Origin of the sequence: Acetobacter sp., from assembly GCF_047721705.1 — a bacterium.
Lineage (GTDB): Bacteria > Pseudomonadota > Alphaproteobacteria > Acetobacterales > Acetobacteraceae > Acetobacter.
Genome location: NZ_JBDNXK010000055.1, coordinates 1 through 22482 on the forward strand (window position 1 = coordinate 1; position 22482 = coordinate 22482).

General features: G+C 59.5%; 20 protein-coding genes and 1 pseudogene. 12 read left to right on the forward strand and 9 right to left on the reverse strand.

Features of this window, described 5'->3' with window-relative positions; genetic code table 11:
- Window positions 1-198 (reverse strand): annotated as a pseudogene (locus ABF824_RS10350) (SMP-30/gluconolactonase/LRE family protein); the annotation flags it as partial.
- A 194-nt stretch (window positions 199-392) separates the two neighbouring features.
- Here ABF824_RS10350 and ABF824_RS10355 point away from each other — a divergent pair.
- Complete coding sequence (locus ABF824_RS10355; protein ID WP_415488692.1) at window positions 393-2459, forward strand: protein-disulfide reductase DsbD family protein; 2067 nt, start codon at window positions 393-395, stop codon at window positions 2457-2459.
- A 50-nt stretch (window positions 2460-2509) separates the two neighbouring features.
- Entirely contained in the window at window positions 2510-3262 is a 753-nt protein-coding gene (locus tag ABF824_RS10360) for a hypothetical protein (protein ID WP_415488694.1), read from the forward strand.
- Window positions 3263-3300: 38 nt separating this feature from the next.
- Here ABF824_RS10360 and ABF824_RS10365 read toward each other — a convergent pair whose 3' ends face one another.
- A complete protein-coding gene (locus ABF824_RS10365; protein WP_415488696.1) occupies window positions 3301-4068 on the reverse strand; it encodes a Crp/Fnr family transcriptional regulator in 768 nt (255 codons plus the stop codon).
- A gap of 182 nt (window positions 4069-4250) precedes the next feature.
- Between ABF824_RS10365 and ABF824_RS10370 the strand changes: the two genes are divergently transcribed.
- The 3 genes from ABF824_RS10370 (at window position 4251) to hemN (ending at window position 7014) form a co-directional block, all read left to right on the forward strand.
- Window positions 4251-4733 (forward strand): hypothetical protein, encoded by a 483-nt coding sequence (locus ABF824_RS10370; RefSeq protein WP_415488698.1) that lies wholly within the window; start codon window positions 4251-4253, stop codon window positions 4731-4733.
- Window positions 4734-4811: 78 nt separating this feature from the next.
- Window positions 4812-5642 carry an OmpW/AlkL family protein gene (locus tag ABF824_RS10375; protein WP_415488700.1) on the forward strand — a complete coding sequence of 277 codons (831 nt, stop codon included), beginning with the start codon at window positions 4812-4814 and terminating at the stop codon, window positions 5640-5642.
- A 4-nt stretch (window positions 5643-5646) separates the two neighbouring features.
- Window positions 5647-7014 (forward strand): oxygen-independent coproporphyrinogen III oxidase, encoded by a 1368-nt coding sequence (hemN, locus tag ABF824_RS10380; protein WP_415488728.1) that lies wholly within the window; start codon window positions 5647-5649, stop codon window positions 7012-7014.
- A gap of 1 nt (window position 7015) precedes the next feature.
- Here hemN and ABF824_RS10385 read toward each other — a convergent pair whose 3' ends face one another.
- Window positions 7016-7774, reverse strand: coding sequence for an endonuclease/exonuclease/phosphatase family protein (locus tag ABF824_RS10385; protein WP_415488730.1), 759 nt, complete (start codon window positions 7772-7774; stop codon window positions 7016-7018).
- Window positions 7771-8838, reverse strand: coding sequence for an AI-2E family transporter (locus tag ABF824_RS10390; protein ID WP_415488702.1), 1068 nt, complete (start codon window positions 8836-8838; stop codon window positions 7771-7773). The genes ABF824_RS10385 and ABF824_RS10390 overlap by 4 nt, the downstream gene beginning before the upstream one ends.
- Before the next feature lie 292 nt (window positions 8839-9130).
- On the opposite strand from ABF824_RS10390, the gene ABF824_RS10395 reads away from it, so the two are divergent.
- Genes ABF824_RS10395 through metC form a run of 3 tightly spaced genes read left to right on the forward strand, consistent with a single transcriptional unit; the run spans window position 9131 to window position 12140 of the window.
- Window positions 9131-10003: a helix-turn-helix domain-containing protein gene (locus tag ABF824_RS10395; protein ID WP_415488704.1), complete on the forward strand. Its 873-nt coding sequence runs from the start codon at window positions 9131-9133 to the stop codon at window positions 10001-10003.
- Between the two features lie 41 nt (window positions 10004-10044).
- On the forward strand, window positions 10045-10917 hold the full coding sequence (locus ABF824_RS10400) for a sulfurtransferase (RefSeq protein ID WP_415488706.1): 873 nt from the start codon (window positions 10045-10047) through the stop codon (window positions 10915-10917).
- The gene (metC, locus tag ABF824_RS10405; RefSeq protein WP_415488708.1) at window positions 10917-12140 is read left to right on the forward strand and encodes a cystathionine beta-lyase; all 1224 of its coding nucleotides are present in this window, start codon (window positions 10917-10919) and stop codon (window positions 12138-12140) included. The genes ABF824_RS10400 and metC overlap by 1 nt, the downstream gene beginning before the upstream one ends.
- Here the strand turns inward: metC and ABF824_RS10410 are convergent.
- From ABF824_RS10410 to ABF824_RS10420, 3 genes are all read right to left on the reverse strand, one after another.
- Window positions 12137-13072: a nucleoside hydrolase gene (locus ABF824_RS10410; protein WP_415488710.1), complete on the reverse strand. Its 936-nt coding sequence runs from the start codon at window positions 13070-13072 to the stop codon at window positions 12137-12139. The genes metC and ABF824_RS10410 overlap by 4 nt on opposite strands.
- A 30-nt stretch (window positions 13073-13102) precedes the next feature.
- Window positions 13103-13795, reverse strand: a complete 693-nt coding sequence (lexA, locus tag ABF824_RS10415; RefSeq protein ID WP_415488712.1) for a transcriptional repressor LexA — start codon at window positions 13793-13795, stop codon at window positions 13103-13105.
- A 73-nt stretch (window positions 13796-13868) separates the two neighbouring features.
- Window positions 13869-14042: a hypothetical protein gene (locus tag ABF824_RS10420; protein ID WP_415488714.1), complete on the reverse strand. Its 174-nt coding sequence runs from the start codon at window positions 14040-14042 to the stop codon at window positions 13869-13871.
- Here ABF824_RS10420 and hemF point away from each other — a divergent pair.
- Window positions 14041-14970 (forward strand): oxygen-dependent coproporphyrinogen oxidase, encoded by a 930-nt coding sequence (hemF, locus tag ABF824_RS10425; protein WP_415488716.1) that lies wholly within the window; start codon window positions 14041-14043, stop codon window positions 14968-14970. The two genes, ABF824_RS10420 and hemF, sit on opposite strands and share 2 nt — an antisense overlap.
- A gap of 97 nt (window positions 14971-15067) precedes the next feature.
- Window positions 15068-16204 carry a hypothetical protein gene (locus ABF824_RS10430; RefSeq protein WP_415488718.1) on the forward strand — a complete coding sequence of 379 codons (1137 nt, stop codon included), beginning with the start codon at window positions 15068-15070 and terminating at the stop codon, window positions 16202-16204.
- A gap of 34 nt (window positions 16205-16238) precedes the next feature.
- Here ABF824_RS10430 and ABF824_RS10435 read toward each other — a convergent pair whose 3' ends face one another.
- The gene (locus tag ABF824_RS10435) at window positions 16239-17738 is read right to left on the reverse strand and encodes a glycosyltransferase family 2 protein (protein ID WP_415488720.1); all 1500 of its coding nucleotides are present in this window, start codon (window positions 17736-17738) and stop codon (window positions 16239-16241) included.
- A gap of 152 nt (window positions 17739-17890) precedes the next feature.
- A complete protein-coding gene (locus ABF824_RS10440) occupies window positions 17891-19018 on the reverse strand; it encodes an ion channel (protein WP_415488722.1) in 1128 nt (375 codons plus the stop codon).
- 120 nt (window positions 19019-19138) lie between these two features.
- Between ABF824_RS10440 and guaD the strand changes: the two genes are divergently transcribed.
- Both guaD and ABF824_RS10450 read left to right on the forward strand, forming a co-directional pair.
- Complete coding sequence (guaD, locus tag ABF824_RS10445; protein ID WP_415488724.1) at window positions 19139-20464, forward strand: guanine deaminase; 1326 nt, start codon at window positions 19139-19141, stop codon at window positions 20462-20464.
- Between the two features lie 142 nt (window positions 20465-20606).
- Window positions 20607-22313 carry an OprO/OprP family phosphate-selective porin gene (locus ABF824_RS10450; protein ID WP_415488726.1) on the forward strand — a complete coding sequence of 569 codons (1707 nt, stop codon included), beginning with the start codon at window positions 20607-20609 and terminating at the stop codon, window positions 22311-22313.
- The last annotated feature ends 169 nt before the right edge of the window (window positions 22314-22482 follow it).

Genomic DNA, 22482 nt, shown 5'->3' on the forward strand with positions numbered 1-22482 from the left:
GGCTTTGAAGGAAGGAGCGAGCGGGAGGATGTCCGGAGCTGGGAGATAGCCCGTCGGCGCCTTGCCTCCCCAGGAACGCGGAGGGTGCGTCGTGACATCGGGGGCGGGGGGGCGAGGCGGGGCAGCTCGCGCACCTGATGTCAGGACAGCGCCAAGGGTGGCGGCAAGAAAAGTCCGGCGTCCAGTCGGAAGGGACATGATGGGCAGTCTCCACAGTTCTTCTCGAGTGTCTGAGTCAGACATATTCTGAAAAAAACAGGAACTGAATTCTGCCGGAGCAGTTTCTGAACCATGCTGGGAGCTTTTTGCCGCCCGTGCAGTCGTCGGCTCCCGGATTTCTCCACTTTGCTATAAGACCAGTCCCGTCCGTCACAGCCAGCAGGAACGCGACCGTGCGCTTGATCTGCCTTTTATCTGTTACCTTCACCCTTCTCGTCGGGATGATGGCCGCGTGTGGCGCGGAGGCGGCTCAGAGCAAACCGTTCATCAGCGAACGGGATACCGTGGTGCTGGTTTCTGATAGCGACACGGCTACGGCTGACCGTCCCTTGCGGATCGGTCTTTACTTCAGATTGAAACCCGGCTGGCATACTTACTGGAAAAATCCGGGGGACGCCGGTGAACCTGTTGCATTGTCCGTGACAGTATCGGGAAGCGTCACAGGCAAGAGGGACAGCATTGAGTGGCCCGCTCCCACGCGTCTGCCTGAAGGGCCTCTCATGTCCTATGGCTATACGGGCGATGTCCTGCTGCCAGTCACGATCCAGTCGGTGGCTGGTGCAGGGGACACAGTGAAAGTCAGTGCCCATGCGGACTGGCTTGTCTGCGCGGCAGTCTGTGTGCCTGAGGAAGCTGATTTTGAACTGACGTTGCCAGCGGGGCCATTGGTTCCTTCGGCGCAGGCATCCCTGTTCACGGAGGCCGCTACACAGGTGCCTCAACCGTCTCCTTTCAAAGCGACCATCACGCAGAATGGTTCGCTGACCGTGGAAGGAGAGGGGTTTTCTTCCAAAACGGTGCAGCAGGCGTGGTTCATTCCTGATGAACCGGGACAGATTGATCAGGTGGCACCTCAGTCTTTGAAAGTGTCATCGGGGCGACTGATGCTGCAATTGAAGCCGCTGGCTGGGTTTCCGAAAGGAAAGCCGTTTGGGGGGCTGCTCGATATGCGCGATGTGGCCGGGACGCGGAGTGTGCTGGCCGTGACGGCTCAGCCTGTGAATGCCGTCATGCAGATGCCCACCGGTGATGGGATGAGCTGGCTGATGCTTGCTGGTCTGGCATTTCTCGGTGGCCTCATTCTCAACCTGATGCCTTGTGTGTTTCCGGTTCTCGCCATGAAGGCACTGGCTATTTTGCGACTGCATGAGAACAGGAGCCATCTCCGTAGTGGCGTTGCTTACACAGCAGGCATTCTGCTGACGTTCGCCTGTCTGGGGGGCGTCATGCTGGCGGCACGTGGTGCGGGAATTTCCGCAGGGTGGGGCTTTCAGTTTCAGTCGCCCGCTTTCGTGACGGGCATATGCTTGCTGCTGTTCGCTGTCAGTCTCGGCCTGCTGGGTATTTTTGAATTGCCCGTCATCAGCGCCGGACAATCGCTGCTGTATTCCCAGCGAGGTCTGCTGGGTGATTTTCTGACAGGGATGCTCGCAGTTCTTGTCGCCACACCTTGCACTGCGCCTTTCATGGGCGGCGCGATTGCAGGTGCGTTGGTCGCGCCACCAGTGGCGGCGCTCGGCATTTTTCTGGCAATGGGGCTGGGGCTTGCCAGTCCCTATCTGATGCTTGCGCTTATACCCGGGCTGGGACGTTTTCTACCCCGTCCGGGGCGATGGATGGAAATTCTCCGGCAGGTTCTGGCTTTTCCCGTTCTGGCGACATGTGTCTGGTTGCTATGGGTGCTGGCGCAACAGAATGGCAATGCCGTGGCTGTCGCTGGAGGCGGTCTGCTGGCATTGGGTTTTAGTGGCTGGCTGGTCGTGACGGCGCGGGGAATTGGTGGGCGCCGCGGACAGATCGGATTGTTCGCTGCGGCCATTCTTGTTGCGTGTGCGCCTCTTCCATTTCTGTTTTTTCTTTCTTCAGGAAGTGGTTTTCACAAAGAAATGGTCGCGGAAACGTCTTCCGAACAGACATTTTCAGAAAATAGGCTGAATAAACTGCGTGGCCAGGGAAAGCCTGTTTTTGTGGATATGACGGCGGCATGGTGCATCACCTGTTTGGTGAACGAACATGTGACGCTTGAAAGTAGCTCTGTACAGAAGGAATTTACAGAAAAGGGGATTGTTTTCCTTAAGGGAGACTGGACGAACCGGAACCCGGAAATAACGACCTTTCTGCATCGCTATGGCCGGGATGGCGTGCCTCTCTATGTCTATTTTCCACCCCATGGAGAAGGGTATGTTCTTCCTCAGGTGCTGACCGGGGCCATCGTGAAAGCTGCGCTCGAAAGTCACTAGAAGAGACAGTTATTGTGCTCCGTATTCTCAATACTGGAGCAGTAAATATCATGATTCAGCGCAAGCTGGGCAAGAAGCCCGCGCGTCTGGACCCTCGTACCTATCGTCTTGCCGGGCCTCTTCACTATCGTCTTTCCGAACCGCCTCCGTCCGTCAACTGGGCTCCGAGCGTGGTTTGGCCCATGTGGTGCAATGATACACTTGGTTGTTGCACACAGGTTTCGGTCGCGTCTGCGATCCGGACATGGACAGGGGCTGCGCTGACGCCCATCGAACTGACAGATACGCATGTGGTGGAAAATTACAGCGCGGAATCCGGTTATGTGCCCGGCAGTCCGATGTCCGATCGTGGCGCGGTGGAAGTGGATGTGCTTTCGCGTTGGTGCCGGGAGGGGTATGAGCGGCCCGGTCAGACACGGGATTACCTGACAGCCTTCGGTTATGTCAGTCCGGCGGATACGGCTTCAGTCCATCGAGCCATCGCCATGCTGGGTGGACTGTATATTGGTCTTTCCCTACCGAACTATGCCTGTTCAGGCGATGCTGACTGGGTAATTGATCCGACGGCGGACAACCGCATTGCGGGTGGTCATGCGGTCTGGCTGCATGGCTATGACGCGGACTGGCTGTATCTCAACACGTGGGGTGCGCCACGTCGCATGTCCTATGGATTTTTCGCCCAGTATTGCGATGAGGCTTATGGTCTGATTTCACGCCAGAACTGGACGACGCTGAAGAATGTTTCTCCGCGCGCCGAAAATCTGGAGGAACTGGTCGGCGAACTCAGAGCTGCCGCGGAATGAGAGGGTGAGGGTTCCACTCTCAGGCCGCTTTTGGAAGCTTATGCTTCCCCTTTGGCGATCGTATGCAGGTTCTCGGGCGTCAGCACGGTGATTTCATGTGCCGCCCCCATTGCCAGTAGCCCGTCACGACGGAGGCCGCTCAGTGTACGACTGACGGTCTCCACCGTCAGGCCAAGAAAATCGGCGATGTCGGCGCGGGTCATGGGAAAATGCAGCTTGGCGTTGTCCGGAAGGTCGTTGCCGTAATTTTCGACCAGTTGCCCATAAAGGAAACTCGCCACGCGCTCCCGTGCGGTTTTGCGGCCAAGTAACAGCATCTGGTCCTGTGCGGCGACAAGCTCGTTGGCCGCTTCGCTCAGCAACCGACGTTCGAGCACTGGAAACTCATGCACGACGGTTTCCAGCTTTTCCCGCGAAAAGCGGCACAGGCGCACCTGATCGATGGCTTCGGCACCGAAGGCATAGCGGTCGGAGACAGCCAGTCCCAGAAAATGTCCGGTGCTGACAAAGCCGGTAATCTGACGCCGGCCGTCAGGAAGCGACTTGAACAGCTTGACGGTGCCGGAGGTGACGTTGAAAAATTCGTTCGCTGGCGCGCCTTCCTCAATGAAGACACGGCCCGGCGCTATCGTCACGCGCACGGCAGCCTGCGCAAGGCGCTCAAGTTCCTGATCATCCAGCGCGCTACAGATGCCGCGGGCACGCACTTCGCAGACAGCGCAGCCTTTGCAGCCTTCCATCCCGGCAATCACCAGCCTGCGCGGTCGGAATGTCGTGGATTCGTCTGTCAGGGAAGATGATGCCATTGCTGTATCCTGCTCCCTGCCAGGAGAAATATTTCTTATCAATTCCAAGTCGTCTTTAGCGCGATTACGCCGCGATCACACCCCTTATCATCGCAGGGCGCGTATTGATTTATATCATTGCCGAAAATCGCTGTCTTCCGCCACCGCAGAACTACCGCTTATTGCAGGAAGAACGGTCGGGCGTGAACGAGAGAACCTCTTCTATTCTGGTGTCTTCAATGGAGCCGGCAGACGTGACGCTGGCTTTTCCTCTTGTCGCCATCGATGAGCCGGGACTGACATTGGCGGTCTGGCGACGACGGGCGAAGCGCCTCACCTCCCCAGCCTCCCGTGGAAAAAATGGGGTTTTTCTCGCGCGTTATGCCGGAATGCAGGGGCCATGCGGCGCTGCGTTCTATCATGTGGTTCCGCAAGGAAAAGACCGAAATGCAATCTGCCATATAAAACGTATCGTCGTGCTCACGATGGGGCCGAGCCATCCCATCACCATCGCGTTGATTCAGGCGACGTCGGAGATGGCGCGACGGCTTGGATGTCAGGAGACGCACATCCGCCTCGTCCGACCAGATCCGTATACGTTATCAGGACTGTGTTCGTCCGGTTACGCTTCCGAGGCGATTCTGTTGCATAAAAACATCACTTCACCTGAACTTGTCGTTCATTGATCCAGATCAACGCTCTGTTTATGTCTGCATGGTTACAGGGCCGTCAGATTTAATGCTTCTGGAAATGAGACGACCCGTATGACCCAGTCCCGCTCGCTTCTGGCTGCCACGCTCCTCGGCGCCAGCGCCCTGTGCAGCACCGCGCACGCTCAGGTCACCACCGCTCCTGCTCCTGCCGCCGCTCCTGCTGGCTCGGCTTATGTGACAGCCCCGGTTGTCGCTCCGGCTGTTGCGCCTCCGCCGGCTCGCGGTGGTCGCTGTGGCATTTTCGAGACCTGCGCCAGCACGAAGATCGGTCTGGGTAAGGGCGACTTCATGATCCGTCTGTCCGGCGTGGGCATCCTGCCGCAGGATCGTGACAGCAAGGTCAGCGTCAACGGCATCCACATGGCAGGCACGCACGTTTCGACGACGAATCAGGCAATGCCTGAGCTGACGTTCGAATACTTCCTGACGGACAACATCGCTGTCGACCTGATTGCCACCAGCACGCGTCACGAAGTGTCCGCGAACGGTGGTGAGCTTGCCGGCATCGCCGGTCAGCACAAGACCGATCTCGGCAAGGCATGGGTTCTGCCGCCAGCTCTGACCTTCACGTGGCATTTCCGCCCGCACAAGCGCTTCAACCCATATGTGGGTGTCGGCGCGGACCTGCAGTGGTTCTACAACATGAAGGGGTCAGGCGCGCTGGGTCTGACGAAGCTGAACTCCGGTTTCACCGGTGGCCCGCTGGTCAATGTCGGCTTCGACTACCAGATCGTCGGCAACTGGTTCTTCAATGCGGATGTGAAGCAGGTCTTCTCACGTATGCACGCTTGGGCGCAGAACCGCTCCGAGACGCTGCGTGGCCGCGTGCATGAGTCTCTCGACCCGACCGTGGTTTCCGCTGGTATCGCTTACCGGTTCTAAGTTCATGGACGCGGTGCCGTCGTCATCACTGCTCGCGCGGTACGATGGCAACCTGCCGCGTTATACAAGTTACCCGACCGCCATCCGGTTCTCCGAAGCGGTCGGTTCTGCTGAAGCGTCTTGCTGGCTGGAAGAAATTCCAGCGGGTGAGGCGCTTTCTCTCTATGTGCATGTGCCGTTCTGCGATGAGCTTTGTGGCTTTTGCGGTTGCAACACTTCTGTGGTGCGCAGCGAATCGGCACGAACGTCTTATGGCGATCTGCTGGAAGACGAGTTGCACCGCGTTACGAAGCTGATTCCTGTGCCTGCACAAGGCAGGCCACCTATCAGCCATCTTCAGTTTGGTGGCGGGACGCCGACGACTCTCCCTGAGGCAGTATTCCGCAAGCTTTTTGCGCAACTACATGCGGCCTTCGATCTTCTGCCGCACACTGAAGTCAGCATTGAACTCGATCCCCGTCATTTTGAGCCACAAATGGCTCATCTGCTTGCGGAACTCGGTTTTAACCGTGCCAGCCTTGGCGTGCAGGATATCGAGCCTCGCGTGCAGCAGGCGTGTGGCCGGATCCAGAGTTTCGAGCAGACCGAAGCCTGTGTGGTCGCAGTGCGGGAAGCCGGTATTGCAAGCGTCAATATCGATCTGATCTATGGTCTGCCTTACCAGACGGCGGAGAGTGTGCAGGTCACAGCCCTCAGAACGGCCTCGTTGCGACCGGATCGCATTGCGGTGTTCGGGTATGCCCATGTGCCGTGGAAAGCCAAACGGCAGCAGATGATGCCGGAACAAGCGCTGCCTGATCGGGATGCGCGAATCGCACAGAGAGCGATGATTGATGCGACCTTGCGCGAGGCGGGGTATGTGCCGGTCGGCCTTGATCATTACGCCCTGCCGCACAATTCCATGGCGGCGTCTGTCCGGGAAGGAACGCTGAAGCGAAACTTTCAGGGTTATACGACGGACGCAGCGCGTTACCTTGTGGGCATCGGCGCTTCGGCCATTTCCTCTCTCCCCGGCGGATTTACGCAGAACATCGTCAATGTGGCGGCCTACCGCGAGGCGCTTGAGAAAAACACCGGCTTACCCGTGGCCCGTGGGGTGGCCTGCTCAGCCGACGACAGGGTTCGCGGTGCACTCATCGAACGTCTGATGTGTGATCTTGCGGTCGATCTCGGTGTTTTCGGCCCTGATGATTATGCGGCGGAAAAAGAGCGCCTTCTCCAGTTCGCTCAGGACGGGCTTGTGGTGTTCGACGGAGAGCGTGTGAGCGTCACGGAAGCAGGTCGTCCTTTCATCCGCAATATTGCGGCTGTTTTCGACCGCTATCTGCCGAAAGCTGGTGCAGGCCCGAAGCAACATTCGCAGGCAATCTGAATCAGAGAATAAGGTCTTGCTCGGTCAGAAGTGGGGCCGCGATATGAGCCTGTCCTGTCATCAGTCCCGGTCTGAGGCGTACCATGATCGGTCTGTGATCTGAGGCGAAAACCGGCAGCACTTCACAATCTTCACAGACAGCACCACGGATCAGGCAGCGGTCGATGCGGATGGGAACGAGATCGGCCATGCGATGGGTAGGCGCGCGTGGACCGACATCGGTGAAGCCCGGTACAAGTGTTGGGCCGACCAGATTGAAATCACCGAGAATGGCGGCGGGTAATGGCAGTACGGCCGAGAGGCGACGCAACTGACGGCGATTCATGATCTGGCCGTGGGAAAGATGGACATTGGCCACCGTAAGGGTCGGCAGGCGGATGATCTGGGCGATGCGCTTCACGATCATCCCTGAGGGGATGACGCAGGTACGTGGTGCGCGGGAAAATGGAACCCGGCTCCAGCAGGCCACGCCGTGAATACGGCCCGGGAGCGGGGAGCGGGCATAATGGCCACCGACAAGGTCTGGAAGGAGGTCAATCTCCTCCGTTGCTTCCTGCATCAGGAGAAGGTCGGGTCGCTCGCGTTCCAGCAGAAGCTGAACGTCCCGAAGGCTGGCCCCGACGCTATGCAGCAGGTTCCAGCTGATGATCTTGACGTCCTGCTCTCCTCGGGGGCTGCCGGCGACAGTGACCGTCTTGAGCGCGCGAGCGCGGCGCCGGACCCGTTTCAGAAGAGGTTTCCGTTTCGGTTTGTCCATTATTTTCCCTGTGATTCCTTATAACCTGACTGATAGGCGAGGCGACCAGCCGCGAATTCGACAATCAGGGTGTACCCGACCGCAAGCAGGACGGGGCCGAGAAAAATTCCCAGTCCCCCAAACTCCAGCACACCGCCAATCACGCCGATAAGCGTGAGGAGATAGGGCAACTGTGCGCCACGAGAGATGAAGAAGGGACGAATGACGTGGTCTGCTCCGGAAATAAGAATGATGCCGTAAAGAGCGAGCGCTATGCCCTTCCAGAGGTGATGGCTGAGGGCGAGCCAGATGGCGGCAGGCACCCAAACGAGTGGCGCGCCGACAGGTAGCACCGAAAGAAAAGAGGCCAGTGTGCCGAAGAGAAGCGGCTCCGGAACCTTCACGATCCAGAAGCCGAGACCTGTCAGCACACCCTGAATCAGCGCGGTGCCGATAACGCCGTACACGGTGCCGCGCACTGTGCCGCCGATGATTCGCTCAATGCGCTCGGCCTGTCCGCCAGCGACGCGCACGATCAGCTGCTGGATCGTGCGTCCCATCGAATCGCCGCTCGACCAGAAGAAAAACGCGATGAACAGCGCCATCGCAAGATGCAGGCCGCCATTGGCCATCTGCATGATGAGGGCGGCGATGGATTGGGCGATGTCACCTGCATAGGGGCGAAGCGTGTGGTTGAGATCCCCCAGATCCTGAGCGGCTTTCTGCCATAAGGCCGTCAGTTCCGGTCCGAATTGCGGAATTCTCCTGATCCACTGTGGGACAGGCGGAAGCTGGAGGCTGGGCAGGAGCGCGTTGGTCAGGTCGGTCACGACCGTGGGCGCGTCCGACACGACTTCGGAAGCAATGAGCGAGATGGGAACCACGACGCAGACTGCGCTCAGCAGCGTCATGCACAGGGCGGCTGTAATCGACCCCATGTAGCGCCGGAACCAGCGCAGCACGGGCCATGTGGCGAAGGTAAGAATTCCGGCCCAGAGCATGGCGGAAAGAAAGGGGGCGGTCACGATCACGCACCCATACGCCACGCCGAGAATCAGTAGCCCGCTGATAAGTCTTTCGGCGCTCATGACGCTCCGGATTCCACGCTGCGCGCGGTGCAATGGACTGCCTGTCCGCTTCGCAAAGTCAGCAGAAACCCTGCCGAAGATGGAGGCGTGTTTTCAGAGGCAGTCTCACTGTTTTGACACGCCATTGCAACGGCCGCTCTAAAAAATTGATGTCGGTATGCACATGGTTGAGTTGTGCCTTTTTTCTGCCATTCAAAATCGCAAAATATGGACTCTTTACAGAAAGGCAGATTAACGTATTATTGATGATGTGCCCTACACTACCGTTCATTAATGCCAAGGAAAGAATGGAATGGCTGCTGTGACTATGCGTCTGAGTGAGATCGGGCAGCAGCTGCGTGCTTTTCGTCTCGAATCCGGTATGCGTGCGGACGAAATCGCAGCGCGTCTGGGTGTTTCGCGGGCCGCGCTCTACCGGTACGAAAAAGGCGAGGTGATCAAGCTCGACACCGTGCAGAGGCTGGCGGAGCTGCTGAAGGTTTCCCCGCTGACTCTGCTGGGTATCGGGGTTGAGTATTACAGCCGTCCGATCAGTTTTTTCGAGCGTGTCCGACAGGTCGAGGAAGAGGCTGATCAGATCCTTCAGATCATCGATCCGGTCGCCTATCTTGTGACCTCTCCCGATTATGATTCCGTTCTTTTCCGCGCGATCGTGGAGCAGACAACGGATACGGCCCTGATCAAGCAGCATCAGGAGATCTTCGCGGCGCGTAAGGAATCCTACCGTCTGCGCCGTCCGACGATGATCACCATGCTGAGTGAACAGTCTGTCGAGCGGTTTCTGCAGAAAGGCGTGGGAGACGCCATTCCCATGTCCGAGGAACTCCGCACGGAGGCGCGTAAGGTCGCGGCGATGGAAATCGGTCGTATTGTCGAGATGATCGAATCCGGTCCGATCGGCCTGCAGTTCAGCCTTCTTGCGGATGTGGAAAGCACGACGAGCTGCATTCTCATGCGTGGCCGCGAGCGCATGATGCTGGCGATCAATCCGTTCCGTTGTGACACGTCTCCGGTTGCAACAACGGGGGTGTCGCTGGTGACAAGCGCGCCGGAAGCCGTGAACGCGCATCAGCGGGTCATCGAAGTGCTGTGGGCGGAATCGCTCAAGGGCAAGGAAGCGGCGGAGCGGTTGCGGAACCTGCTTGCACAACACGCAATCCAGTGATTCTGTGCTCCTCTCCACAGTCAGTGGAGAGGAGATGATCCGTGATCCAGCCCCTTATATCCGCCGAAGCATTGCAGACGCGCATTGCTGACGGTGATCTCGTCATTCTCGATTCCACTGCGAATCTGCCGGGTGAACAGGTCGATCCGGAGACGGCCTTTCTGCGTGAACGTCTGCCGGGCGCGCAGCGTTTCGACATAGAACTGTTCTCCGACCCGGATCTTGCATTGCCCCACATGGTGCCATCGGCAGGGCGCTTTGCACGACTGGCCGGAGAACTGGGCCTCACACACGAAACGACGATCGTTTTTTACGATCAGGGCAACATTGCCTCTTCCTGTCGCGCATGGTGGTTGTTGCGCCTCTTCGGGCATGAACGGGTCTTTATCCTTGATGGTGGATTGCCTGCATGGCGCGCCATCGGTGGTGCAACGGAACAGGGTGCCCCCGCGTCGCCGACCCCGGTTTCTTATGTGCCGCGCCTGACTACCTCTCTTCTGAGAGGATTGGGCGATATGCTGAGCCTCTGTGAACAGCAGCAGTCGGGGGATGCTCTTGTTCTGGATGCCCGTTCAGCAGGACGTTTTGAGGGGACAGCCCCCGAACCGCGTGCGGGACTTTCTTCGGGACATATGCCTGGTGCGAGAAATATTCCGTTTGGCGAATTGCTGGATGATCAGAAGAAATTTCTTTCTCAGGCTCAACTCGCCGACCGGTTTGCACACGCCGGTGCGCATGCGGCCCATCAAACGCTGATCGCAACATGCGGCTCGGGCATGACGGCGGCGGTCATCGTCGTGGGAGCCGTTATTGCTGGTTTTGCCAATGTGGCTCTTTATGACGGATCGTGGGCTGAATGGGCGGCGACACCGGGTGCCCCCATCGAAAAAGGCAGAGTGCAGGAACGGAATTGATGACCACAGGAGAAGACAGGGTGGCCCGAGGGTGGGAGGCGCTGAACGGACGGCTGGTTGAACTGGCGCGTCCAGACCTGCGCGATGAGCGGTTTCGTCAGACGGGCACGCTGGTCAATGCCCCTGTTTCGCGTGGTTCGACCATGCTCTTCGCCGATCTCGACACCATGCGTCGGGTAGGTGGGGAGCGCTATAAGCATACGGCCATCTACGGTGCGATGGGCTCGCCCGTGCAGCATGAACTCGAGCGGGCTGTCGCCGCGCTGGAGGGAGGAGGCGATACACAGATCGTTTCTTCCGGTCTTGCCGCCTGCACGACCGCGCTGCTGACATGGACGAGCTCGGGCGGCCACTGCCTCGTGCCGGATTCCTGCTACGGACCGACACGACGTTTCGCCGACACGATACTCCGCCGGTTCGGGGTTGAGACAACCTATTACGACCCGATGATATCCGAAGATGCCTTACGCACGCTGATGCGTCCCAACACGCAGGTGGTGTTTGCGGAGAGCCCGGGCAGTCACACATTTGAAGTGCAGGACGTGCCGATGCTGGCGCGTGTGGCGCACGAATGGGGGGCTCGGGTTCTGCTCGACAATACGTGGGGTTTCGGTGTGTTCGCACCGTTCGCTCACGGCGTGGATGTCTCGATTCAGGCGCTTACGAAATATGCGGGCGGTCATTCCGATGTCATTGTCGGAGCGATCACAACTGCTGGTGAGGACGACTGGCAGATGCTGCGCGATGCTGCCATCCAGCTCGGACAGGTGGCTGGACCGGACGATTGCTGGCTCACCTTGCGTGGACTGCGCAGCATGGGTGTACGGCTGGCGCGTCAGGCCCGGACGGCATGGCGTGTCGCAAGCTGGCTCCGCGAGCAGCCTCGAGTGGCGCAGGTGCTTTATCCGGCTTTTCCCGAATGTCCCGGCCACGAGTTCTGGGAGCGTGACTTCACGGGTGCCGGACCGCTCTTTACCGTCGTTCTGGATAGTTCATGCGACCGTGCCGGAATGGAGCGGATGATCAACGGCCTGACGCGCTTTGGAATCGGTGCGTCATGGGGCGGTTACGAAAGCCTCGTGCTGCCGACAACGGGCGGCATCTCCCGTTCGCTCTCTGGCGCGTTGCCGGAAAGCCCTGCGTTCCGGCTGGCGATCGGTCTGGATGATGCTGACGATCTGATCGCCGATCTGGATGCCGCCTTTGGACGTCTGAACGGTTAAGCGGGGAACCGCGCAAGCCGTTCCGTGATGAGGTCGTAAGCCGCATCCACATCGCATTCCCGGAGGAACAGGACATTGGTGGGGAGGCCGGAAACACCCCACCAGTCCACCACCGACATGCCCATTGTCAGTTCGCTGCCGGTCTCGACGCGCACATTGACGTTCCGTCCGCGATAAAGATCAGGTTTCAGCAGCCACAGGACGGTATTGGGATCATGCAGTGGCCCTCCATCCGTGCCATATTTTGTGGCCTCAAAGCGCTTTTCGAACCGGAGCCAGTCCGCAACCACGGCGCCGACGCGATTGGGGAGCGCCTCGAAACGCGCCAGTCGGGCAGCGCTGGTGTGGAGGGTGTGGGTCACGTCCAGCGGCAACATGGTGATGGGAATGCCCGATTCCAGCACGATGGCGGCTGCATGCGGATCGACATAGATGTTGAATTCCGCCGTGGGCGTGATGTTACCGACTTCCGAAAACGCGCCCGACATGGTGACGATCCGCGCGACCCGCTCGCGCAACGCCGGTTCACGCGCAATGGCAAGCGCGAGATTGGTCATAGGGCCAATGGCGCAAAGCGTGATCGTTCCCGGCGGATGATCCATCACGGTACGGATCAGGAAATCGACCGCGTGTTCCGGTGCGGCGGTGATGGTTGGGTCGGGCAGATCAGCACCCTCGAAGCCCGTTCGTCCATGAACATGCGTCGCGTTGACGAGCGGGCGGAGCAAGGGGCGGTCTGCTCCCATGAAAACGGGAATATCTTCGCGTCCGGCCAGTTCCATGGTCTTGAGTGCGTTGATCGTTGCCTGCTGGACGCCGACATTGCCTGCGACGGTTGTCACGCCGAGCAGTTCGATCTCGGGGCTGATCAGTGCAAGAAGAATGGTCAGCGCGTCGTCCTGTCCGGGGTCCGTGTCGATAATGATTTTCACGGCAGTTTCCCCCTTCAGGTCTGATGGTTCTCAGTGATAGCGGCGCAGGAGTCCAACAAGCTGCCCCTGAATTTTCAGGCGCTCGGCGGGAACGATGCGTGTCTCGTAATCGGGATTGGCGGCTTCGAGCGCAATGGCATTGCCGCGTCTGCGAAGCCTTTTCAGAGTCACTTCGGTATCGTCGATAAGCGCGACGACGATCTTGCCGCTTTCCGCCGTATCGATGCGCCGGATGATGACGGTGTCGCCATCCAGAATGCCGGCGTTGATCATCGAATCGCCTGACACTTCCAGTGCGTAATGTTCGCCCTGCCCAAGCAGCGCGGCGGGTACGTCGATTTGGGTGGTGTGGTCCTGAAGCGCTTCGATGGGCAGACCGGCGGCAATGCGCCCATAGAGCGGCAGGCTTGTGGAAGGGACGTCGTGCTCCGTCTTCACGCCTGCGAGCCGCTGTGAAAAGTCGCCCTCGATGACATTCAGCCCGCGACGGAGCGAGGAAGGCTGCACGGATTCCGGCAGCCGCAACACTTCCAGCGCGCGCGCCCGGTTGTGACGCCGCTGGATGAAACCGCGTTCTTCCAGTCCGGAAATCAGACGGTGAATGCCGGACTTGGATTTCAGTCCCAGTGCATCCTTCATCTCGTCGAAAGAAGGAGAAAAGCCGGTGCGACCCAGATAGGAATCGATGAACAGCAACAGTTCATGCTGTTTGCGTGTAAGCATCCGTTCGACCCCTGTTCATGGTTGCGCGTGGTGGAAGACTCAGTTTTTGTTCTATATAGGTTCCCTTTTCGGGTCAACGAAACAACGCGCATAACCCGGCAAGGATGCGTTGCCTCTTGCAATGCGTCACATGATGCCGCACCCCTGCTGCTGCAAAGCCGGTGCGTGCTCCCGCGTCAGCCGGACGGATGATCGTCCCCGCTGGAACTGCTGCCGGTCCTGACAGAAGCCGGAGACCCTCGTCCATGGATGCAGCCGCCATCCCCCCGACCGCCGAAGCGCGCCATTACGAAAGCCTCAAGCCTCAGGCCCGGCAATGGTTCGAATCGTTGCGCGACCGGATCTGCGCGGCGTTTGAGGCCATCGAGGACGAAGCCGTTGAAAAGGACGCGCCGGGTTTGCCCGGCCGTGATGAAAAGGCCGGTCGCTTTGAGCGCACCGCGTGGACGCGTGAGGCGGGGGACGACGCCCACACGGAAGGCGGCGGTGTGATGAGCATCATGCGCGGGCGTGTCTTTGAGAAGGTCGGTGTGAATGTTTCCACTGTCAGTGGAGAATTCAGCCCCGAGTTTCGCAAGACAATTCCCGGTGCGGCGGAAGACCCGCGTTTCTTCGCGACAGGCATCAGCCTCGTTGCCCATATGTGCAGTCCGCTGGTGCCCGCGGCGCATTTCAATACGCGCATGATCGTCACGACGCAGGGCTGGTTTGGCGGCGGCGGCGATATCACCCCCATGTTTCCCGAGAGCGAGGAAGCGCAGGATGACGCGGCGCTCTTTCATGACGGATTCCGACTGGCATGCGAAAAGCACGACCCGGAGTATTATCCGCGCTTCAGGGCGTGGTGTGACAAGTATTTCTATCTTCCGCACCGGCTGGAACCGCGTGGTCTCGGCGGGATTTTCTACGACCGCCTTCATAGCGGTGATCCGTCCATGGACTTTGCTTTCACGAAGGATGTGGGGCTGGCGTTTCTTGAAACCTATCCCGAAATCATCCGTGGTCGCATGATGGAGAGGTGGACGCCCGAGCAGCGGGAAGCCCAGCTCATCCGGCGCGGCCGCTATGTGGAATTCAACCTCCTCCATGATCGCGGCACGCTGTTCGGCATCAAGACAGGCGGCAACACCGACGCCATTCTCATGAGCATGCCGCCTGAGGTGAAATGGCCTTAACGAAAGCGCCCTGAACTGGCCACAGAGACGCTTTAACCTTATGGTGGCCATGCTTCTTTAAGCATTCTCAGTGACAGCGGAAGGAAGCCTCATCGTTTTGTTCGACCCGGATCAGAATCCCGACAGGCGCCAGCTTGGTGGCCCGAGCCGACGCGCTCTTCTGAAGACATCGCTTGGGTTGATAGCGGGTGTCGGTGGTCTTGCCTGCGCGACCGCTTCCCGTGCTCTTGCGCGAGAACCGCTCGATCAGGCGCTCCTCCATGCGGCCTCCTCTCTTGTGCCTGCGCCGACAATGGGAACGCCCACGCTTATTGTCGCGGGTGGACCGGGAACGGGGCCGACCCGCTGGGCGCCCCGTCTTGCACCCAGTCTGGAGGAAACGCTGTCCACGGATGGCCCCATCATCCAGCGTCCTGTCATCGGGCAGGATGGTGTGACGGGCGCCAATCTGTTCGATGCCCAGACGGCAGGTGACAGCGCCCTGCTTGCCCCCGGTTCGGCTATCATTGCCGCGCTGGCAGGTGATACGCGCGTTCATTTCGACTTTCAGCGCTGGGTGCCGGTGCTGCTGGCGGCGGGTGCCCCTCTGATTGTGGGGCATGTCGATTTCCGCCGCTCCCTGCGGACCATGATTCAGAACACGCCTGTGAGGGTGGCGGTGACCACCCCGACGGGTGGCGAACTTCCAGCACTGGTGGCGATGGCCATCCTCTCCATGCGCGTCATTCCGGTCAGTGGTTTCGCCATACCGACGGACAGCATCGCCGCGCTGCGGAAAGGGGCAGTGGACGTCATCCAGCTCTCACCCGTGGATGTCACGCCGGAACTGCTGGGTGGGTTGCAGGAAGAGGGGTTCGTGCCGCTTTTCACGCTTGCATCATCGCCGCAGGGCGACATCCCGGATTTTGCTACCCGTTTTACAAGCTTGCGAGGACGGCCGCCGTCCCATCCTTTGTGGCCAGCGTATCGGGCGCTTGCGCAGGCTGCATCGATCGATGCGGCGCTCGTGCTGCCGATGCTGACATCCGCCGCCAGCACAGCGCGTTGGCGTCACGCCGCAGCTCAGGCCGCCATGCAGCCGTCACTGGTTGCGGCTGCCAAGGAAGACGGTACGCGACTGGTGACGGAAACGGATATTTTTCCGCTCTACAGCACCCTCACGCCCGGCCTGTCCGATATGTTGGCGCTCAGGCGCTGGCTGGCCATTTCCAACGCGAGTTGGCGAACGGGTTAACGTTGCCTGCCCCTTGGAAGGGGCAACGTGCTGCTTAAATGAATGGAAAGAGCAGGCCCGGCAGGCGATGGCTGATGTCTTCGCGAGCCGAGGGCGCGACAGAATACAGCACGCTCAGGAACGCGTTGGGCGTTGGCGGGACGGGAGCGGAGGCGACCCACTCCATGATCTCGGCCGACGATGTGCCGCTGTTGGGGTGGAAAGGTACCGCAAAGCGGCTGTCCGGATATTCGAGGCCATGCACGACTTCCAACGTTGCCGATTCCCACGCATCAGCTTCCCGACGGTTGGCTTCCACAAACCGGCAATCTCCCTCATTGGGAGGGATGAAGCAGACGAAAAGCCCGTTCATCGGGTTCATCAGCGCCAGCTTGCCGGATGGCAGTTTGTACATTCTGTAAATGGGCTGATCGGTCACACGTTCATCGCCGATCAGCAGGACGTTTCTGTTCTGAATGCCGGGAACGAAAAGCGTGACCAGATCCGGGGTGGAAGGAAAGAGCGCGCCATAAACCGGCAGCATGCCGTGTTCCTCGGCCGCTCCCTGCGTGGCGTTGAAGACTTCCTGTGTGGCTGGCGCGTAGCACAGATAGGTATTGTGAATGGAGCGGAACCGCACGAGCCGGGGTTTCTCGATCTCTCCGTCCGTGAACGGCATCTTTTTCTCGCTGACAGAGCTATCGCGGAGCGTCTGCACAGCGGCCGTCACCATGTTTCTGTAGATCGGTAACAACGTATTGTGGACCGCGCGAATGTTCCGCAACGGCTCCAGATCCGTCAGATCATTGTGGTCGAAACGGTGCCACGGCCCCTGGCTGTCAGGCAGATCGCTGTGCATGCGGCGTTTCACGCGGGCGATGTAATGCTCCATGCTGCGGCAGATGAAATGCATCACAAAGGCATCGGACCAGTCGATCCTCTGGATGGGGAGCGCCTGTTCCACTTTCTCGCCGTTGGGGCGGACATAGTTCTCCACCGGAACATCAAACCAGTGCGGATTGATGTATTCGCGTCCCATTTTCTCGGGGCGCACGAAGCTTTTTACCAGTTCGTTGTCACCGAGTTCGGGCGTTGAATGCTGGGTGAAGGCTTCCACGGCCGTCGTGTGCGGACGCACGACCTTGCCGGAGCTGCCATAGATGCGCCACGAGAAGGCGATGGCGCCCGCTTCGGGCGGCATTCCCGCGAGAAATTGCGGCAGGCTGTCAGTGTGACGGAGATAGAGATATTCGTCGCCGTCCAGAAAGCCGAGCCAATCATATTTGCCTCGACATTCTTCCGCTGCGGCCATGAAGCTGTCGCGCTGGCGGAGATAGAAGCTGGGCTGGGACGCAGGATCGGTGCGAACGGCCCGGATATCGTAGGATTTGGCAGCGGCCTGAATGATTTCCCATGTGCCGTCTGACGAATGGTCTTCAAAAATGAAGAGCGTTTTGACGCCAAGAGCGATGTGCCATGCAATCCATCCTGCGATGTCGGAAAACTCGTTTTTGACAAACAGGGCGATGGCGACAGACGGAAGGGAAGAACTCATTGTGTGTGCATACTCAGGCAGTTGTGCGCCGCATGAGAGGGGCGCGGGCCGACAGATCCGATGATCCATCATTATTGAAACACATAAACACGAACTGCCGCGCAGGCTCAATGCAGGCGCGGCACGGAAGCGTGTGGATCACAGAAACCGCTTTATTCCTGAGTGTTGAGGGGCGGCTCTTTGGGCTGGTGTGCTTCAATGTCATGGAACCGGGAATAATCGACCGCCACCACGCCATTCGGGCGGCTGTGAACGATGTCGACAAAGCGGTGGTGGTGCATGACATGGTCGAAAGCGTAGCTCGTCCGAGCGAAGACCGTCTGTCCCATCGCCTCGTCCGTGCCGGTGACGGTCACGATGATCTCAGCTTCTTCGGATTTCAGCTCTTCCAGTGAGTGGTGGCTGAGCGGACTGGCCTTTGTAACGACATGAGCCAGCACAAAGGCGAAGCGCAGCACCGGAACATGGGCCTGCACGAGGGTCAGGGGCTCGAAGCGGCGTTCGAGGTGGCCGTCAGATGAGACGATCAGACGGGACAGAGCCACTTCCACATCGACGGAGAGAATCAGGCTGCGCCGACAGTTGGCGATGCGGATGCATAGGGCTGAAACACCGCTTTCATCGGAAATCACGGCCTTGTCGCTGAAAATGATCCGCGCGCGGGGGCGGGCGATGCGGGCGAACACGGCGCCAGCCGCCAGTGCATTGATCATCATGCCGATCAAGGCTTCCAGCGCGACGATCGCATTCGCCATCGTGCCTGTCGGCACCATGCCGCCGTAACCGATTGTCGACAGGGTCTGCACACTGAAGAAAAACAGATCCCAGAAGGAAAGGGGATGGGAGCCCGTCACCTCTCCCGGCAGCATCGCATACAGCGCGGCGAAGAACAGGTTGATGCCGATATAGGAAACGACGGCCCAGAAGGTGAAAGCCAGCCAGTTTGCCGTCAGGGCGTGGTGATAGAGATCCGACCAGAGCGCGTCCTGCACGCCCACCCGCACAACATCCGTGTGCTTTTCCTGTTGCGAATGGGCGCGGAAGCGACGGATGGCTTCCTTGGTGGAGATATGCCGTTCTTTTTTACCTGAGCGCTGCCCGGCGGAAGCCGGCGCATTGTCGGCATCGGAAGATGGAGCCGCGGGCTCACCGCCATGGCCCCAAGTGCGGACTTCGGGAGCAGAAGGCTGTTTCTCGTTCAGACGCCGCCAGATTCGCTTCACCACACCCTCATCTCGATAAGACGCGGTGCAAGGGGCCGCGCCGCCCTTCTTTCCCATAGCGGGCTGCTGAACAGGCCGCTATGGCGGCTGATGCATGGCCCCCCTCGTTTCAAATAACCGAGAATACACTTATCCTCCGGGGCAGCATTTCCCGCCCTGAATCATGAAAGTTTTCCGATGTCCGCCAGCCCCTCGACTGCTCCGGCAACCGCGCTTCGTGGCCGTGTCGTCACGTTTCGTGGCAATCCCTTCGAGATGCCGCCTTCGGAGGCGCTGTATGTGGAGGAAGATGGTCTGGTCGTCATGCGGGATGGCCTGATTACGCAGGTCGGTTCCTATGCCGCGCTGAACGTCGGCCTCTCTGCCGATACACGCGTCATCTCCTATGGCGATGCGCTGATTTCCGCCGGATTCATCGACACGCATGTGCATTATCCCCAGATGCCGATCATCGCTTCATGGGGCGAGCAGTTACTGGAATGGCTCGAACGCTATGTTTTTCCGGTTGAGGCGACTTTCTCCGATCCGGCCGTCGCACAGGCCGTGGCCCGTGCCTTTCTGACGGAACTTCTGCGTTCCGGTACCACGACGGCCGCTGTCTATTGCACGGTGCATTCCCAGTCTGTGGAAGCGTTTTTCGCGGAATCAGAGCGTGTTGGCACCCGCATGATCGCGGGTAAGGTGCTGATGGATCGCAATGCACCGGATAATCTGCGTGACACGGTGCAATCCGGTTATGATGACAGCGCTGCCCTCATTGATCGCTGGCACGGACGGGGGCGGCAGCTTTATGCGGTGACGCCGCGCTTCGCCATCACCAGCACGCCAGAACAGCTCGAAGCAGCGGGTCAGTTGCTCCGCACCCATGATGGTCTGTTCATGCAGACGCACATTGCGGAGAACCTGAGCGAAATCGAAGCGGTGCATCGCCTGTTCCCGGAGCGTGCTTCTTATCTTGATGTCTACGATCACGCGGGTCTGGTCGGGCCGCGCAGCATCTTCGGTCATGCAATCCATGTCGGGGAAACGGAGTTCTGCCGCTGCCACGAAACGCATGCGGCCCTTTCACATTGTCCCACATCCAACCTGTTTCTCGGGAGCGGCCTGTTCCGGCTGTTCGATGCGGTGGATCCCCGGCGACCCGTTCGCGTGGGGCTGGGGACCGATGTGGGGGCTGGCACATCGCTGTCCCAGTTGCGCACGATGGGGGAGGCTTACAAGGTCGCTCAACTGACAGGCCGTTCTCTCCATCCGGCGCAGGCGCTTTGGCTTGCGACAGCGGGCGCAGCGCGCTCCCTGCATCTGGAAGACCGGATCGGCACCATAGCGCCGGGGATGGAAGCGGATCTCTGTGTTCTCGATTCCCACGCCTTTCCGCTGATCAGCCAGAGAGCAGCACGTTGCGAGAGTATCGAGGAACTGCTGTTCGTGCTCATGACCCTTGGTGATGACCGTTGCATAAAGAGCACATGGGTTAGTGGTGATTGTGTTTTGGGGGTATGATTGTGTCGTGATTTTTGTGTGAAATCTGCGGTTTTCCGTGTGTGTCACAAAAGTGCAATCGGTGTGTCACAGAGGCTTCACGCCGTTTTCTGCGAGGAGAGATTAACAGGCCGTCATCCCACCGCGCCGGACCGAGAGAGAGATGACCCTGTCCTCCCGTTTTTTACTGTTTTCCCTGACCATGCTGAGCAGCGCGTCTGCCTTCGTGGTCACCCCTGCTTCCGCTGCCACGTCCGACAGCGCGGAAGTTGCCGTTCTTCGCCGTGAGATGGCGGAAATGCGCCGTGAGATGCTGTCGATGCGCTCCGAGCTGCGTCATCAGCACACGTTCCCCGCCACGAACGACGAAGGTCGTCCGTCGCAGGATCGTGGCGAGGCGCATTCCTGGAAGCACGCACGCCGCATGGCGGCCCACACACCGCAGGATTACAACGGCGTGCCTGAGCCGGGTGTGGCCTTCAACCAGCCGCCCAAGATTTCCTACCACGCCAATGGTGACGGCCGTCCGCCTTCAGATCGCGGCATCACCAGCTCGTGGGAAGACTTCAAGCGCGCTTCCGCCGACACCGAAGTGGTGCAGGTCGGCGGCATGAAGATCGGCTTCCCTAACGGTCGCCCGACGATCCAGTCCGAGGACGGCAAATATGCCTTCTCGATCGGTCTGGCCTTCCATGAAGATTTCGGTGGCTTCATGGGCGTCACGCCGCGCGCCGGCGAGAGCAAGGGCAAGTTCAACTCCTTCACCTCCAACGCGCGTCGTCTGCGTATCCCGTTCACGTTCCGCTACAAGGACTGGGTGGCGAACGTCACGCCTGACTTCGGTGCGGGCAACAACGACGGCACCGTTGGCCTCTATGAAGGCAACCTGAACTACGCCGGCCTGCGCAACACCATCTTCACGATCGGTTACTTCCAGCCGCGCGTGACGGAAGAAGATTCCGAAAGCTCCAACGAATTCGAAATGATGGAGCGTCCGGGCATCACGGACATCGTGCGTAACATCGCCGCCAGTGACGCCCGCTTCTCCATCGGTGGCCTGCACTATGAGAAGCGCTGGTGGCTCGGCGCCTACTTCACGGGCCAGCAGTTCGGCGGTCGTAACGCCAGCGGCTATTACGGCGGTGACGGCGCTGTCAGCGACAGCCAGACGGGCGGCACGTTCCGCTTCGCCGGTCGTCCGATCGCCACGAAGGACTGGGATCTGCATCTCGGCGTTTCCGCCATTTCGGCCTTCAAGCCGAACAACGGCACGCACGGCCGCTCCTTCACGCTCAGTCAGCGTCCTGAAGTCAATCTTGGCGAGGACAGCCTTCTGGGCACCGGCGCGATCACCAACGTCTCGCAGGTCTGGGCGGCTGGTCCTGAAGCCGGCCTGCGCTGGAAGAGCCTGGTCATCAAGTCCGAATACTACCATATCGGCGTGAACCGTTCGCACACCGCGAGCGGCCAGTCCCTGAGCAATCTGGGCTTCGACGGCTGGTATGTTGCGGCCAACTACACACTGTTCGGTACGCCTCGTGCCTACAATTACAAGGAAGGCGCCTTCTCGGCTCCGGGCGTGAAGGAATCGCAGGAGTTCAACCCCAAGACCGGTCAGTGGGGCGCTCTTGAAATCACGGGTCGCTACAGCGAGACGGACCTGAACAGTCAGGTCAACTCCGCGAATGGTGTCCGTGGTGGCAACCAGATCGTCTGGTCTGGTGGCCTGAACTGGTATCCGAACCGCCACTTCCGCGTGATGCTGGACTACAACCACTTCATCGACCAGCGCACGAGCCACGATGGCACGGTCAACATCGCCGGCCGCAACGGCAACTCCGTTGCCGCCCGTATCCAGGCCGCTTTCTGAGGAAAGCACAGCGTGACCGCCTTCGGGCGGCCACCTCGCCCTGCACGCACGATCGCGCATACACAAAGAGCGGCCCGTCTTCATGACGGGCGCGTGGTTTTGGTCGATTTGGTTGCAATCAAAAAAGTTTTATAAAGGGGCACCCGCAAGGTGGCCCAGTAATAGCCAA

Excerpts from the sequence above, each read along its gene's own strand:
- ABF824_RS10360 (WP_415488694.1), top strand. The coding sequence starts at position 2,510 with ATGATTCAGCGCAAGCTGGGCAAGAAGCCCGCGCGTCTGGACCCTCGT.
- ABF824_RS10365 (WP_415488696.1), bottom strand. The coding sequence starts at position 4,068 with ATGGCATCATCTTCCCTGACAGACGAATCCACGACATTCCGACCGCGC.
- ABF824_RS10375 (WP_415488700.1), top strand. The coding sequence starts at position 4,812 with ATGACCCAGTCCCGCTCGCTTCTGGCTGCCACGCTCCTCGGCGCCAGC.
- hemN (WP_415488728.1), top strand. The coding sequence starts at position 5,647 with ATGGACGCGGTGCCGTCGTCATCACTGCTCGCGCGGTACGATGGCAAC.
- ABF824_RS10390 (WP_415488702.1), bottom strand. The coding sequence starts at position 8,838 with ATGAGCGCCGAAAGACTTATCAGCGGGCTACTGATTCTCGGCGTGGCG.
- ABF824_RS10395 (WP_415488704.1), top strand. The coding sequence starts at position 9,131 with ATGGCTGCTGTGACTATGCGTCTGAGTGAGATCGGGCAGCAGCTGCGT.
- metC (WP_415488708.1), top strand. The coding sequence starts at position 10,917 with ATGACCACAGGAGAAGACAGGGTGGCCCGAGGGTGGGAGGCGCTGAAC.
- lexA (WP_415488712.1), bottom strand. The coding sequence starts at position 13,795 with ATGCTTACACGCAAACAGCATGAACTGTTGCTGTTCATCGATTCCTAT.
- hemF (WP_415488716.1), top strand. The coding sequence starts at position 14,041 with ATGGATGCAGCCGCCATCCCCCCGACCGCCGAAGCGCGCCATTACGAA.
- ABF824_RS10420 (WP_415488714.1), bottom strand. The coding sequence starts at position 14,042 with ATGGACGAGGGTCTCCGGCTTCTGTCAGGACCGGCAGCAGTTCCAGCG.
- ABF824_RS10435 (WP_415488720.1), bottom strand. The coding sequence starts at position 17,738 with ATGAGTTCTTCCCTTCCGTCTGTCGCCATCGCCCTGTTTGTCAAAAAC.
- ABF824_RS10440 (WP_415488722.1), bottom strand. The coding sequence starts at position 19,018 with ATGGGAAAGAAGGGCGGCGCGGCCCCTTGCACCGCGTCTTATCGAGAT.
- guaD (WP_415488724.1), top strand. The coding sequence starts at position 19,139 with ATGTCCGCCAGCCCCTCGACTGCTCCGGCAACCGCGCTTCGTGGCCGT.
- ABF824_RS10450 (WP_415488726.1), top strand. The coding sequence starts at position 20,607 with ATGACCCTGTCCTCCCGTTTTTTACTGTTTTCCCTGACCATGCTGAGC.